The sequence below is a fragment of the Streptomyces sp. NPDC088387 genome (assembly GCF_044753385.1).
Lineage (GTDB): Bacteria > Actinomycetota > Actinomycetes > Streptomycetales > Streptomycetaceae > Streptomyces.
This window is the reverse complement of sequence record NZ_JBIVNC010000001.1, coordinates 518,859-533,341: the sequence shown is the minus strand read 5'-3', so window position 1 is coordinate 533,341 and position 14,483 is coordinate 518,859. Positions and strand designations below refer to the sequence as shown.

The 14,483-nt window shown below is 71.3% G+C and carries 11 protein-coding genes; 6 read left to right on the top strand and 5 right to left on the bottom strand.

Annotation, left to right across the window (positions count from 1 at the left end; translation table 11 throughout):
* Nucleotides 1-26: 26 nt before the first annotated feature.
* The 3 genes from ACIQAC_RS02525 (at nt 27) to ACIQAC_RS02515 (ending at nt 3,228) form a co-directional block, all read left to right on the top strand.
* Nucleotides 27-695, top strand: coding sequence for a TetR/AcrR family transcriptional regulator (locus tag ACIQAC_RS02525; RefSeq protein WP_402186252.1), 669 nt, complete (start codon nt 27-29; stop codon nt 693-695).
* Between the two features lie 188 nt (nt 696-883).
* Nucleotides 884-1,921, top strand: a complete 1,038-nt coding sequence (locus ACIQAC_RS02520) for an endonuclease/exonuclease/phosphatase family protein (protein ID WP_402186251.1) — start codon at nt 884-886, stop codon at nt 1,919-1,921.
* 98 nt (nt 1,922-2,019) lie between these two features.
* Nucleotides 2,020-3,228: an MFS transporter gene (locus tag ACIQAC_RS02515; RefSeq protein ID WP_402186249.1), complete on the top strand. Its 1,209-nt coding sequence runs from the start codon at nt 2,020-2,022 to the stop codon at nt 3,226-3,228.
* Between the two features lie 368 nt (nt 3,229-3,596).
* Here the strand turns inward: ACIQAC_RS02515 and ACIQAC_RS02510 are convergent, their stop codons facing one another.
* The 3 genes from ACIQAC_RS02510 to ACIQAC_RS02500 all read right to left on the bottom strand — a co-directional run bounded on the left by ACIQAC_RS02510 (nt 3,597) and on the right by ACIQAC_RS02500 (nt 6,787).
* Nucleotides 3,597-5,351, bottom strand: coding sequence for an NAD+ synthase (locus ACIQAC_RS02510; RefSeq protein WP_402186247.1), 1,755 nt, complete (start codon nt 5,349-5,351; stop codon nt 3,597-3,599).
* A 115-nt stretch (nt 5,352-5,466) separates the two neighbouring features.
* Entirely contained in the window at nt 5,467-6,102 is a 636-nt protein-coding gene (locus ACIQAC_RS02505) for a DUF305 domain-containing protein (RefSeq protein WP_402186246.1), read from the bottom strand.
* Nucleotides 6,103-6,124: 22 nt separating this feature from the next.
* Nucleotides 6,125-6,787 (bottom strand): DUF3105 domain-containing protein, encoded by a 663-nt coding sequence (locus tag ACIQAC_RS02500; RefSeq protein WP_402186244.1) that lies wholly within the window; start codon nt 6,785-6,787, stop codon nt 6,125-6,127.
* Nucleotides 6,788-7,164: 377 nt separating this feature from the next.
* Here ACIQAC_RS02500 and ACIQAC_RS02495 point away from each other — a divergent pair, with 377 nt between their 5' ends.
* On the top strand, nt 7,165-8,526 hold the full coding sequence (locus tag ACIQAC_RS02495; RefSeq protein ID WP_402186242.1) for a glutamine synthetase family protein: 1,362 nt from the start codon (nt 7,165-7,167) through the stop codon (nt 8,524-8,526).
* Between the two features lie 259 nt (nt 8,527-8,785).
* The gene (locus ACIQAC_RS02490; RefSeq protein ID WP_402186241.1) at nt 8,786-10,012 is read left to right on the top strand and encodes a cytochrome P450; all 1,227 of its coding nucleotides are present in this window, start codon (nt 8,786-8,788) and stop codon (nt 10,010-10,012) included.
* A 52-nt stretch (nt 10,013-10,064) separates the two neighbouring features.
* Here the strand turns inward: ACIQAC_RS02490 and ACIQAC_RS02485 are convergent, their stop codons facing one another.
* Nucleotides 10,065-10,514, bottom strand: a complete 450-nt coding sequence (locus ACIQAC_RS02485) for a VOC family protein (protein WP_402186239.1) — start codon at nt 10,512-10,514, stop codon at nt 10,065-10,067.
* 33 nt (nt 10,515-10,547) lie between these two features.
* Nucleotides 10,548-11,060 carry a pyridoxamine 5'-phosphate oxidase family protein gene (locus ACIQAC_RS02480; protein ID WP_402186238.1) on the bottom strand — a complete coding sequence of 171 codons (513 nt, stop codon included), beginning with the start codon at nt 11,058-11,060 and terminating at the stop codon, nt 10,548-10,550.
* Between the two features lie 234 nt (nt 11,061-11,294).
* Between ACIQAC_RS02480 and ACIQAC_RS02475 the strand changes: the two genes are divergently transcribed.
* Complete coding sequence (locus ACIQAC_RS02475) at nt 11,295-14,297, top strand: bifunctional [glutamine synthetase] adenylyltransferase/[glutamine synthetase]-adenylyl-L-tyrosine phosphorylase (RefSeq protein ID WP_402186236.1); 3,003 nt, start codon at nt 11,295-11,297, stop codon at nt 14,295-14,297.
* The last annotated feature ends 186 nt before the right edge of the window (nt 14,298-14,483 follow it).

Genomic DNA, 14,483 nt, shown 5'->3' with positions numbered 1-14,483 from the left:
GCGGGCGGGGGCGGCGGCATAGGACAATGCCAGAACCGCTGTACACCGAAGGGCCAAGTGACGTGAGCAGTCTCGCCGGCGACCGGCCGAAGCCATCCGGAACTCCCAAGGGGCGCCCCCGTAGCGAGGCCGTCGAGCGCGCCATCCTGGAGGGCGCCATGAAGCTCCTGGAGGAGGGCATCCCCCTCTCCGAGCTCTCCATCGAGCGCATCGCGCGCACCGCGGGCGTCGGCAAGGCCGCCATCTACCGCCGCTGGAGCGGCAAGGAGGCCCTCTTCGTCGACGTCGTACGCGCCGCCGAGCCGGACGAGGCCCCGCTGCCCGGCACTTCGATGCGCGACGACCTCGTCGTGCTGCTCGAAGCGCTCCGCCGGCGCGGCCTCGCCAAGCGCAACTCGGCGATCCTGTACAACGTGCACGCCCAGATGAGGACCAGCCCGCGGCTGTGGGAGTGCTACGACGAGGCGGCCGTCGCCCCCCGTCGCAGGCTCGGCATCGAGGTGCTGCGCCGCGGCCAGCGCAACGGCGAACTCCGCGACGACATCGACGTGGAGCTCCTCAACGACATGTTCGTCGGGCCCATGCTGGTGCGTACGGTCATGCGTCCCGACGGCGATCTGCCCGAGACGCTCGCCGAGGAGATCGTGGACACAGTCCTGGAAGGACTACGACCCGTCAGGTCCCCCGAGTCCTGACCCCAATGTGCGCGTTTCGTCACAGAGCACGCGTTCCGCCCGGTGGACCGGAACTCCCGACGACCACTTCTTCGTCCTCGTGCCCGTACGGCCGTCGAGTGACGGCGGGAACGGGACCGATCATCCCCTAGGGTCTCCTTGGGACACGGGGGGATAACGGTGTGCACGGCAGGTAGCGAGGCGACGGTATGGCGCAGCAGGCGTACGTGACGGAGACGGCAGACGACGGCTCGGGTCCCGAGCGGCGTGCGGCGCGGCTTCGGCGCCTCTTCGGCGAGAGACTGCGCGACTCGGGTGTCTGGCGTCGCGGCATCGTGCTCGCCGCCCTCGCGGTCCTGCTCGCGCTCGTGATGGCCCTGCACTCACGGATCCCCAACGCCATCGGCAACCTCGGCAGCCTCATCGAGACGTTCCTGCCGTGGTTCGGTCTGGCCGTGCCGGTGCTCCTCGCGCTCGGCCTGTTCCGCCGCTCCGCGACCGCCGTCATCGCCGCGGTGCTGCCGGCGGTCGTCTGGCTCAACCTCTTCGGCGGGCTGATCACCGGCAAGAGCGGCACCGGCGGCGACCTCACGATCGCCACGCACAATGTCAACGCCGACAACCCCGACCCGTCCGGCACCGCCCGGGACGTGGCCGCCTCGGGCGCCGACGTGATCGCCCTGGAGGAGCTGACCACCGACGCCGTGCCGGTCTACGAGGAGGCGCTGGCGGCGACGTACAAGTACCACGCGGTGGAGGGCACCGTCGGGCTGTGGAGCAAGTACCCGCTCAGTGAGGTCGCCCCGGTCGGCATCAAGCTGGGCTGGACCCGCGCGATGCGCGCCACGGTCACCGCCCCCGCCGGGCAGGTCGCCGTCTACGTCGCCCATCTGCCGTCGGTACGGGTGAAGCTGGAGGCCGGTTTCACGGCCCGGCAGCGCGACAAGAGCGCCGACGCGCTCGGTGAGGCGATCTCCGACGAGAAGCTGGAGCGGGTGGTCCTGCTCGGCGACCTCAACGGCACCATGAACGACCGCGCGCTCAACGCCGTGACCGCCCAGATGCGCTCCACGCAGGGCGCGGCGGGCGACGGCTTCGGGTTCAGCTGGCCGGCCTCGTTCCCGATGGCGCGGATCGACCAGATCCTGGTCAGGGGAGTGGAACCGGTGAGTTCCTGGACCCTGCCGGAGACCGGCAGCGACCATCTGCCGGTGGCCGCGCGGGTGGACCTCGCCACGGGTTCCTAACCGGGGGAATACCCGGCGGGAACGTCTTTGTTCCGTACGTGAACATAATGGGTACCGACGGTACCGACGTCCCCGCTCCGAAAGGCACAGGCACCTCCATGCCCCTGGCCCTGCTCGCACTGGCCGTAGGCGCATTCGGCATAGGCACCACCGAGTTCGTGATGATGGGACTGCTCCCCGACGTCGCGGACGACCTCCACGTCTCCATCCCCACCGCCGGCCACCTGGTCTCGGCGTACGCGCTCGGCGTGGTGATCGGCGCGCCCCTGCTGGCCGCCGTCACCGCCCGGATGTCCCGCCGCAAGGTCCTGATCGGCCTGATGCTGCTGTTCATCGCCGGCAACACCCTCTCGGCCTTCGCCCCCGACTACGACTGGCTGCTCGCCGCCCGCTTCCTCAGCGGCCTGCCGCACGGCGCCTTCTTCGGTGTCGGCGCGGTCGTCGCCACCGGGCTCGCCGCGCCCGAGCGCAAGGCGCGCGCGGTCTCGCTGATGTTCCTCGGCCTCACCATCGCCAATATCGCGGGTGTCCCCGTCGCCACGCTCATGGGCCAGCACCTCGGCTGGCGCTCCACGTTTCTCGGCGTCAGCGTGATCGGCGTCCTGGCGGTCGTGTCCCTGGCGCTGCTCGTCCCTCACGACGGCACGCACGCGCCCTCCGCGGGCCTGCGCGGCGAACTGGCCGCCCTGCGCTCGCTCCCGGTCTGGCTCGCGCTCGGTACGACGGTGGCCGGGTTCGGCGCGCTGTTCGCCGCGTACAGCTACATCACGCCGATGCTCACGGACGCTGCCGGCTACGCCGACTCCAGCGTGACGCTGCTGCTCGCGCTGTTCGGCGTCGGCGCGACGGCGGGCAACCTGCTGGGCGGACGCCTCGCGGACCGCTCGATGCGGGGCACGCTGTTCGGAGGCCTGTTGTCATTGGCGGCGGTCCTGGCCCTCTTCCCACTCCTGATGGCAACGGAGTGGAGCGCGCCCCTTGCCGTGATCCTCCTGGGCACGGCGTCATTCGTGACGAGCTCCCCCCTGCTGCTGATGGTCATGGAGAAGGCGTCCTCGGCCCCGTCGCTGGCGTCCTCGGCCAACCAGGCCGCGTTCAATCTCGCGAACGCGGGCGGCGCGTGGATCGGCGGCCTCGCCCTCGCGGCGGGCTTCGGAGTGACGTCGCCTGCGGTGGCGGGAGCGTTCCTGGCGGTGCTGGGCATGGGTGTGGCAGGCGTGGCCTACGCGGTGGACCGCCGCCGCCCCGCCCCCGCCCGAATCGTGGCCACCCACATCCCCCAACCCACAGAACCCCTACACCACTGACCGCCCGCGTTGCGCAGCCCGGCACGACGGGGGTGCCGCCGCGCCCACCCGTGCCGCCCTGCGGCACGACTGCCCGCGGCTACGCGGGGAGGGCGTGTGCTCTGAAGGGGCGCGGGGAACTGCGCGACAAGCCCCCACAGGCCCCGCGGCCGCCCGACAACCGGTCACCCCCCCCCAGGGGCGCGGGGAACTGCGCGACCAACCCCCACCGGCCTTGCGGCCGCCCGACAACCGGTCACCCCCCCAGGGGCGCGGGGAACTGCGCGACCAACCCCCACCGGCCCGCGGCCGAGCGACGACCCTCAAGGGGCGCGGGGAACTGCGCGAACAGCCCCCACGCACCCGCACCCGCACCCGACCCCGTACCCCTACGCAGTCTCCCGCCACCCATTGGTAATCGGCAGCCGCCGATCCTTGCCGAACCCCTTCGGCGAGATCTTCGTCCCCGGCGGATACTGCCGCCGCTTGTACTCCGCCGTATCCACCATCCGCAGCGTCTTCGTGACAAGCCCCCGCTCGAACCCGGCACCGACGATCACGTCAGCCCCCTCGTCCCGGTCCACATACCGCTCAAGAATCGCGTCCAGCACCGGATAGTCCGGCAGCGAATCCGTATCCACCTGCCCAGGCCGCAGCTCCGCACTCGGCGGCTTCGAGATCGAGTTCTCCGGAATCGGCGGCACGGCCCCCCGCTCGACCGCCGCCCGGTTCCGCCACTCGGCGAGCCGGAAGACGGACGTCTTGTACACGTCCTTGATCGGCCCGTACGCGCCCACGGAGTCGCCGTACAGCGTCGAATACCCCACCGCCAGCTCCGACTTGTTGCCGGGCGCCAGCACGATGTGCCCCTCCTGGTTGGAGATCGCCATCAGCATCGTGCCCCGCAGCCGCGACTGGAGGTTCTCCTCGGCGAGCCCGGTCAGCCCCAGCGACCCCATGTACGCGTCGAACATCGGCTCGATCGCCACGGTCCGGAAGTTCAGCCCGGTCCGCCGCGCCAGCTCCGCCGCGTCACCCTTGGAGTGGTCGGAGGAGTACTTCGACGGCATCGACACGCCGTACACGTTCTGCGCGCCCACCGCGTCGCACGCGAGCGCCGCGACGAGCGCCGAGTCGATACCGCCGGACAGCCCGATCAGCACCGACTTGAAGCCGTTCTTGGCGACATACGCCCGCAACCCCACCACCAGTGCCGAGTACATCTCCTCGGCGTCGTCGAGCCGCTCGGCGTACCCGCCGGTGTGCTCGGGCTCGTACGCCGGAAGCGGGTCCTCCGACAGCACCACCCGGTCGATGCGCAGCCCGTCGTCGACGATCCCCTCGGGCGCGTCGGCCCGCGCGGCCGGCAGATCCAGGTCGAGCAGCACGCACGCCTCGGAGAACTGCGGCGCCCGCGCCACCACGTCGCCGCTCGCGTCGACGACGATCGAGTCGCCGTCGAAGACCAGCTCGTCCTGGCCGCCCATCATCGCCACATAGGCGGTGGTGCAGCCGGCCTCCTGGGCACGCTTGCGGACCAGTTCGAGCCGGGTGTCGTCCTTGTTCACCTCGTACGGCGAGGCGTTGACGGAGACCAGGAGACCCGCGCCCGCTGAACGCGCCGCCGGCACCCGGCCGCCGTCCTGCCACAGGTCCTCGCAGATCGCGAGGGCGACGTCGACACCGTGCACCCGCACCACCGGCATGGTGTCGCCGGGCACGAAGTAGCGGAACTCGTCGAACACGCCGTAGTTCGGCAGGTGGTGCTTGGCGAAGGTGAGCACCACCTCACCGCCGTAGAGCACCGCCGCCGCGTCCTGCGGGGCGCCGGCCGGCTGGCCGTACTTCGGCTGGGCGGTCTCGGAGCGGTCCAGGTAGCCGACGACCACCGGGAGCGTGCCGAGGCCCTCGTCGGCGAGCCGGGTCGCGAGGCCGCGCAGCGCGGCGCGGGAGGCCTCGACGAACGAGGACCGCAGGGCCAGGTCCTCCACGGGATACCCGGTCACCGCCATCTCCGGGAACGCCACGAGATGGGCTCCCTGCTCGGCGGAGAGCCGGGTCCAGTCGAGGATCCGGTCGCAGTTCCCGGCGATGTCGCCGACGCGTGAGTCGATCTGGTTCAGGGCGAGGCGTAGTTGAGGCACGGGGCCCAGTGTAATCGTCAGAGCGACGCGATGGGGTGGCGTGAGATGAGCGCCACCCCGCCGGAGCCACTTCCCCGGTCCCGCCCACGACGGCCTACGGACGGCCCACGACGTCCTACGCGTCCGGTTCCGCCGTAGCGCCCCGGTCCTCCAGCATGTCCGCCATCAGCCTGATGTCCGACTCCTGGCCCTGGACCATGCCCCGCGCCAGCTGCTTCTCCACACCCACCGAGCAGCGCTCGACACAGCCCTCGGCCATGTGGATGCCGCCCTGGTGATGGGCCGTCATCAGCTGGAGGAAGAAGATCTCGGCCTGCTCGCCGTTGAGCCTGCCCAGCTTCTCCATTTCGCTGTCGGTCGCCATGCCCGGCATCAGCGAACCCTTGCCCTTGGACGGCATGTCGCCCATGTCCATCCACGACATCGGCGGCTTCGAGGAGACCTTCGGCAGCCCCCACAGATCCAGCCAGCCCAGCATCATGCCCCGCTGGTTGGCCTGCGTCTGCGCGATGTCGTAGGCGAGACGCCGTACGTCCGCGTCGTCGGTGCGGTCGCGCACGATGTACGACATCTCCACCGCCTGCTGGTGGTGGACCGCCATGTCGCGGGCGAACCCCGCGTCCGCCGAGTCGGCGGCCGGCGGCTCGACCCCCGACCCGCCGTCCTCGGCGACCGCGTACGTGATCGCGCCCGCCGCGACCAGTACCCCCGCCACGGTTCCCGCGATCCAGCCGGCCCGCGCCTGTCCCATCACCGTCGCCGCCCCACTGCGCTCACTTCTCCAGTCCGCCCGTGCACGCGGCACCCGGCTCCGGGGTCTGCTCGCCCTGGACGAACTTCTCGAAGAACTTGTCCACGTTCGGGTCGGCCGCGCCGGTCACCGTCCGCTGGTGGCCCCAGGCCGACAGCATGATCGGCGACGCCTGCTTCTCGTCCGGGCTCATCAGCGTGTACGGGGTCTTCCCGACCTTCTCCGCCAGCGCGTCCACGTCCGCCTTGGACGCCTTGCTGGTGTACGTCACCCAGACCGCGCCGTGCTCCAGCGAGTGCACGGCGTTGACGTTGGGGATCTCCTTGTCGTAGACGTCCCCGTTGCAGTTCATCCAGACCTGGTTGTGGTCGCCCCCGACCGGGGGTTCCATCGGGTAGTCCACGTTCTCGGTGACATGGTTCTGGGTGAGCTTGGTGTCCCACTCCCGCACACCGTCCGCGCCGGTGACGAACTTGCCGGTGCCCTTGGAGCCGCCCGCCGCGTCGGAGTCGTCCGACTGCGACTGGAAAAGGACCACACCGCCGACGACGAGACCGGCGACGACGACCACGCTCGCGGCGATCGTGAGGATCCGGCCACGCCGGGCACGGGCACGCTCCTCGCGCCGCATCTCCTCTATTCGCGCCTTGCGCGCGGCGCTGTCTCTCTTCTTGGCGGAACCCATGGGGGCGGCCCTTCTGGGATGTGGAGTGCACGGGCGGACGGTCGGGTCAACTGATCGTAGTGGGATACGACTGTCTCTCCGCAGGGAGGGCACAGGAATGGCGGGATCGACAGGGAACCGACAGCTCCCCCTGCCGCCCCGCGCCGCCCCGTACCGCGGGGAGAGCCGCCGACCATGACGTATCCCCGGGCGGCCGGGCAAGATGGGCCGGGAGCGGTACATCTGCCGTACCCGTGGCGTTCAGGCCGGGGTCGGCGGACCGATCAAGGTCCGCAACGCGCACGAAACGGTGTTGTGGTGGGATGCTCAGGTGCCCGACCGTCTCTCACGGTCTCCGGGAGCAGATGGCCTGACCAGCAAGGATGGGGAAGCGGAAGATGGACAAGCAGCAGGAGTTCGTGCTCCGTACATTGGAGGAGCGCGACATCCGGTTCGTGCGCCTGTGGTTCACCGACGTCCTGGGCTTCCTCAAATCCGTGGCAGTCGCCCCCGCCGAGCTCGAACAGGCCTTTGACGAGGGCATCGGCTTCGACGGCTCCGCGATCGAGGGCTTCGCCCGCGTATACGAGTCCGACATGATCGCCAAGCCCGACCCGTCGACGTTCCAGGTGCTGCCGTGGCGCGCGGAGACCCCGGGCACGGCCCGGATGTTCTGCGACATCCTCATGCCGGACGGCTCCCCGTCCTTCGCGGACCCGCGCTATGTCCTCAAGCGCGCCCTGGCCCGCGCCTCGGACCTCGGCTTCACCTTCTACACCCACCCGGAGATCGAGTTCTTCCTGCTGAAGAACAAGCCGGTCGACGGCACGGTGCCGACCCCGGCCGACAACTCCGGCTACTTCGACCACACCCCGACCAACGTCGGTATGGACTTCCGCCGCCAGGCGATCACCATGCTGGAGTCGATGGGCATCTCGGTCGAGTTCTCCCACCACGAGGGCGCCCCCGGCCAGCAGGAGATCGACCTGCGGTACGCGGACGCGCTGTCGACGGCGGACAACGTCATGACCTTCCGGCTGGTCATGAAGCAGGTGGCGCTGGAGCAGAACCTCCAGGCGACCTTTATGCCGAAGCCGTTCTCCGAGCACCCCGGCTCCGGTATGCACACCCACCTCTCCCTCTTCGAGGGCGACCGCAACGCGTTCTACGAGTCGGGCGCCGAGTACCAGCTGTCGAAGGTGGGCCGCTCCTTCATCGCGGGCCTGCTGCGGCACGCCGGCGAGATCTCCGCGGTCACCAACCAGTGGGTGAACTCGTACAAGCGCATCTGGGGCGGCTCGGAGCGCACCGCGGGCGCCGGCGGCGAGGCCCCCTCGTACATCTGCTGGGGCCACAACAACCGCTCGGCGCTGGTCCGCGTCCCGATGTACAAGCCCGGCAAGACCGGCTCCGCGCGGGTCGAGGTGCGCTCCCTGGACGCGGGCGCGAACCCCTACCTCTCCTACGCGGTCCTGCTGGCCGCCGGCCTCAGGGGCATCGAGGAGGGCTACGAACTCCCGCCGGGCGCCGAGGACGACGTCTGGGCGCTGTCCGACGCCGAGCGCAGGGCGATGGGCATCGAGCCCCTGCCCCAGAACCTCGGCGAGGCGCTCTCCCTCATGGAACGCAGCGACCTCGTCGCCGAGACCCTCGGCGAACACGTCTTCGACTTCTTCCTCCGCAACAAGCGCGCCGAGTGGCACGAGTACCGCAGCGAGGTCACGGCCTTCGAACTGCGGAAGAACCTGCCGGTGCTGTAGGGGCTGCTGAGTCAAGTCGTGGCGGTCGGGGGGCGGTTCGGCGGCTGTGCCGGCCGGTCGTCGCCCCGCCGGGCAGTGGTGGGGGCCGGTTCGGGCAGAGAGCGCGCGCTCACCGTGTGAGGGCGGTCGCTCACGGTATGTACTGGCGTTCGAGCGTGACGCCACCCGCCACGATCCCCCCACACCCCGGTCCCGCACCGACCGGGTGTGCCGGGCGTGTCCGCTCCAGTCCGTTCGTACGAACAGCCTGGAGACCCCCGTGACCACGACCGACCGCATCGTCGTCGACCCGACCGGCGCCGACCTCCCCGCCGAGGCCGCCCGGCTTCGCGCCCTGGGACCCGTCGTCCCCGTGGAGCTGCCCGGCGCCATCCCCGCCTGGGCGCCCACCCGCCACGACATCGTCAAACGCCTGATCCTCGATCCGAACGTCAGCAGGGACGCCAGACTGCACTGGAACCTGTGGCCACGGTTCGCCGAGAACCCGGCCTGGGGCTGGATCATGACCTGGTCGGCCATGAACAGCCCACTCGCCACCTACGGCACCTACCGGGCCCGGCTGCGCGGCCTCGTCGCCCCCAGCTTCACCAATCGGCGCACCGAGAAGATGCGCCCCCGGGTCGAGGCCATCGCCACCGAACTGCTGGACGGACTGGAGGCCTCGGACGACGAGACCGTCGACCTCATCGAACGGCTCGCCTACCCGGTGCCGATGCGGGTGATCTTCGCGCTGATGGGCGTCCCGGACGAACTCCTCGACGACACCCGCAAGTTGATGGCCGCCATCATGGACACCTCCGAGGTCACCCCCGAGCAGGCCGCGTTCATCCAGGGGCAGATCGTCAGCGTGGCGACCGCCCTGATCACGTACCGGACCGAGCACCCCGGCGACGATCTGACCAGCGAGCTGATCAGGGTACGGGACGAGGAGGGCAGCGGACTCACCCACGAGGAACTGGTGTGCACCCTGCTGCTGGTCATCGGCGCCGGATTCGAGACGACGGTCAACCTCATCGGCAACGCGGTCGTGGCCCTGCTGCGCGACCCGGCACAGCTCGACGCCGTCCGCTCGGGCGCGCTCGGCTGGGACGCGGTGATCGAGGAGACCCTGCGCGTCCACCCGCCACTGGCCTCCGTACCCCTGCGGTTCGCGGTGGCGGAACTGGACGTCGAGGGCGTGACCATCCCCGCCGGGGACGCGATCATCACCACGTACGGCGCCGCGGGCTGGGACCCCGGGCGCTACGGGGCGGACGCGGAGCTCTTCGACGCGAGCCGGGGCCGGGACGACCACCTGGCGTTCGGCGCCGGCGTGCACCGCTGCATCGGCGCCCCGCTGGCCCGCATGGAGGCGCTGAGTGTGCTGCCCGCGCTGTTCGAGCGCTTCCCCGGCCTGCGCCTGGCCGTCGATCCGACGGAACTGCGGCAGGTGCCGTCGTTCATCGCGGTCGGCTGGCGGGAGGTACCGGTGCGCCTGCGCGGCTGACGCACGGACCGGGGGTACGGGGACGTCCCCCGCACCCCCGGGGCCCGCTCGCTCAGTCCCGCTCCGCCGCCTGCGCGGACAGCAGTGTGTGCAGCGGCTCCTCCGCGCGCCGTCTGAACTCCTGGATCGACCAGCCGTTGCCGTCCGGATCCTTGAAGTACATAAAGGTGGCGCCGTCGTCGGGGGAGTACTGGACGGGCTCGGACACCTCCAGGCCCCGCTCCACCAGCTCCGCGTGCGCCGCCTTGATGTCGGCCACACAGAGCTGGAGACCCTGGTAGGCGCCGGGCTTCGGCGGGGTCTCGCCCTTGGTCATGTCCCAGATGCTGTCGCCGAGCGCGATCGAACAGCCCGAGCCCGGAGGCGTCAGCTGGACGATCCGCATCCCCGGCATGACCTCCTGATCGATGTCGACATGGAAACCGACCTTGTCGCGGTAGAAGTCGCGGGCCCGGTCGATGTCGCTCACGGGCAACGGGATCACTTCGAGTGTGTAGTCCACAGCTGGTCCTCCGAGACGCCGGTGACGGGTGGGTCAGCCGAACCGCCAACGCGTCTGGCTGAACGGCTCCCCCTTACCGAAGCCGAAAACGGTCCGCGGCGCCACCGAGAACACGTAAGCACTGCCCGACCCGTGCCCGAAGCAGCCGTCGGCGACCTCGAAGTGCCAGAAGCTGCCGTACTTCGCCTCCCACGCGTCCGCCAGTTCGCGCAGCCGGGCGTCGTCCGTCACGCGGACCGCCGCACCCTCGTAGACGAGGTCGTGCCCCTCGTTCCAGAGGTTGTTTCCCGTGGTCAGCACCACGTGCGGGTTCTCGGCGAGATTACGGGCCTTGCGCTCCTCGGGACCCGTACAGAAGTGCAGGGCGCCCTCGGACCAGACCGCGGGCAACGGCGTCACATGCGGCCGCCCGTCGGGCCGCACTGTGGAAATCCAGAACAACTCGGCCCCGGCGAGCCGCCGCTCCGCCTCCTCCCAGGGCACGGCGGTCGCGGCCTCGTCGCTGTAGCGGGAGTCGAGCCGGGTATCGGGTTCGTTACCGGTCATGGCAGCCTCCAGCCCTGGGAAACAGTCTCGAAGGGCAGACCAGGACGGACCTCAAAACTCATCGCAGGGTCCGGCAACGCCGCCAAGGGGCGCGGGGCTGTGACATGTGCGGCTCCGCCGCGTGGGCGCGACCAGCCACGATGCCGCAGCAGCCGGCCACCGGCATATCGCGGCACTTCCTGCGGAGCGTCTACGCTCACTCTGGACCACGTAGATCCGGACGGGAGGGCGAACATGACGCCGGGCCGCAGAAGCAGCACCTTCACCCGCCTCCTGCGCCACGGCTTCACCGACCCCTCCGGCGCCGAGCGCCTCCTCGACAGCCAGGAGCTGGCCCCACTCCGCGACGACCCGGTCCTCCTGGACGCACTCGGGGTCACCGCCGACCCCGACCTCGCCCTGCACGGCCTGGTCCGCCTGCTGGAGGCGCAGCCCGACCCCACCGCCCGCCGGGAACTCCTCGACACCCTGACCACGGCCAAGCCGTTGCGCGACCGGCTGCTCGGCGTCCTCGGCGCGTCCGCCGCCCTCGCCGACCACCTCGCCCGGCACCCCCGCGACTGGCACGCGCTGGTGACGTACGAGCCGCGGGACCTGCACCCGGGGGTGGCGGAGTTCGAACGCGGCCTCGCCGGGGCGGACGATCCGGTGTCGCTGCGGGTCGCCTACCGGCGCTGTCTGCTGTCCATCGCCGCCCGGGACGTGTGCGGTACGACGGATCTCGCGCAGACCGCCGCCGAACTCGCCGACCTGGCCACGGCGACCCTGCGCGCGGCCCTCGCCCAGGCCTCCGCCGCCGCCCCCGACGACGCCGCGCTGTGCCGGCTCGCGGTCATCGCGATGGGCAAGTGCGGAGGCCACGAGCTGAACTACGTCTCCGACGTCGACGTCATCTTCGTCGGCGAGGGAGTGGAGGGCGCCGACGAGACCAAGGCGCTGCGGGCCGCGACCCGGCTCGCCTCGCACATGATGCGGATCTGCTCCGAGACCACCGTCGAGGGCTCCATCTGGCCCGTAGACGCCAACCTCCGTCCCGAGGGCCGCAACGGCCCGCTCGTGCGCACCCTCAGCAGCCATGTCGCCTACTACCAGCGCTGGGCGAAGACCTGGGAGTTCCAGGCCCTGCTGAAGGCCCGCCCGGTGGCCGGCGACCCGGAACTGGGCGAGGCGTACGTCACCGCCCTCGAACCCATGGTCTGGCAGGCCGCCGAGCGCGAGAACTTCGTCCCCGACGTACAGAAGATGCGCCGCCGCGTCATCGAGAACATCCCCGTCGCCGAGGTCGAACGCGAGCTGAAACTCGGCCCCGGAGGGCTACGGGACGTCGAGTTCGCCGTACAGCTCCTCCAGTTGGTGCACGGCCGCTCCGACACCACCCTGCGCAGCGGCACCACCCTCGACGCCCTCCAGGCGCTGGCCGCGGGCGGTTACGTCGGCCGCGCGGACGCCGTCCAGCTCGACCAGTCGTACCGCTTCCTGCGCTCCATGGAGCACCGCATCCAGCTCCACCGGCTGCGCCGCACCCACCTCGTGCCCGAGGACGAGGCCGACCAGCGCCGCCTCGGCCGCTCACTGGGCCTGCGCGCGGACCCGGTGGTCGAGCTCAACCGCGAGTGGAAGCGGCACGCGGCCGTCGTACGCCGGCTGCACGAGAAGCTCTTCTACCAGCCGCTGCTCGATGCCGTCGCCCAACTCGCCACCGGCGAGACCCGGTTGAGCCCCGAGGCCGCCCGCGAACGGATGGTCGCCCTCGGCTACGCCGACCCCGCCGCCGCCCTGCGCCACCTGGAGGCCCTCGCCTCCGGCGTCTCCCGCAAGGCCGCCATCCAGCGCACCCTGCTGCCGGTGCTGCTCGGCTGGTTCGCCGACTCCGCCGACCCGGACGCCGGACTGCTCAACTTCCGCAAGGTGTCGGACGCGTTGGGCAAGACGCCCTGGTATCTGCGGCTGCTGCGCGACGAGGGCGCGGCCGCCGAGAACCTCGCCCGGGTGCTGTCCGCGGGGCGGCTCGCGCCCGACCTCCTGATGCGCGCGCCCGAGGCGGTCGCCCTGCTCGGCGACGGCGCCGGCGGTGGCCTCGAACCGCGCCCGCGCGCCCATCTGGAACAGGAGATCCTCGCCGCCGTCGGCCGCGCCGACAACGGCGAGCAGGCCGTCGCCGTCGCCCGCGGGATCCGCCGCCGCGAGCTGTTCCGGCTGGCCGCCTCCGACATCGTCGGCTCCTACGGCACCGAGACCCGGCCCGCCGAGGCCGACCAGGGCACCCTCGTGGACCGGGTCGGCGGCGCCATCTCCGACCTCACCGCCGCCACCCTCGCGGGCACGCTGCGCGCGGTCGTCCGCGACGGGTGGGGCGACGAACTCCCCACCCGGTTCGCGATCATCGGTATGGGCCGCTTCGGCGGCCACGAGCTGGGCTACGGCTCCGACGCCGACGTCGTCTTCGTGCACGAACCCCGTGACGGCGTCAGCGAGGAGGAGGCCTCCAGGGCGGCGAACAAGGTCGTCTCCGAGATGCGCCGCATACTCCAGCTCCCCAGCTCCGACCCGCCCCTGCTGATCGACGCCGACCTGCGCCCGGAGGGCAAGTCCGGCCCCCTCGTCCGCACCCTCAACTCCTACGCGGCCTACTACCGCCGCTGGTCCCTGGTCTGGGAGGCGCAGGCCCTGCTGCGCGCCGAGCCGGTCGCCGGCGACCCCGAACTGGGCCGTCGCTTCATCGAGCTGATCGACCCCCTGCGCTACCCCGCCGACGGCCTCGGTGACGACGCGGTCCGCGAGATCCGGCGCCTCAAGGCCCGTATGGAGTCCGAGCGGATGCCTCGCGGCGCCGACCCGAAGCTCCACACCAAGCTCGGCCCCGGTGGGCTCTCCGACGTGGAGTGGACCCTCCAGCTGCTCCAGATGCGGCACGGGAGCAGCGAGCCCGGCCTGCGCACCACCCGCACCCGCGAGACCCTCGCCGCGGCCCGTGCGGCCGGGCTGGTGTCCGAGGAGGACGCGGCGGTCCTGGACGAGGCGTGGGTCCTCGCGACGCGTATCCGCAACGCCGTGATGCTGGTCCGTGGGCGGGCCGGCGACACCTTCCCCACGGACCCGCGGGAACTCTCCGCGGTCGGCCGCTACCTCGGCCACGGCCCCGGCCACGCGGGCGACATGCTCGACACCTACCGCCGCACCACCCGCCGAGCCAGATCAGTAGTGGACCACCTCTTCTACGGCACAGACCGCACGTAGGGAGCCCTGCGGCACGATTGCCCGCGGCGACGCGAAGAGGCTTTCAGGGGCGCGGGAAACTGGACGCCCCCACAGACCCGCGCACAACGACGGCGGGTCGGCCCCTCAGGGGCGCGGGGAACTGCGCGAAAAGCCCCCACGGACCCGCGCACAACGACGGCGGGTCGGCCCCTCAGGGGCGCGGGG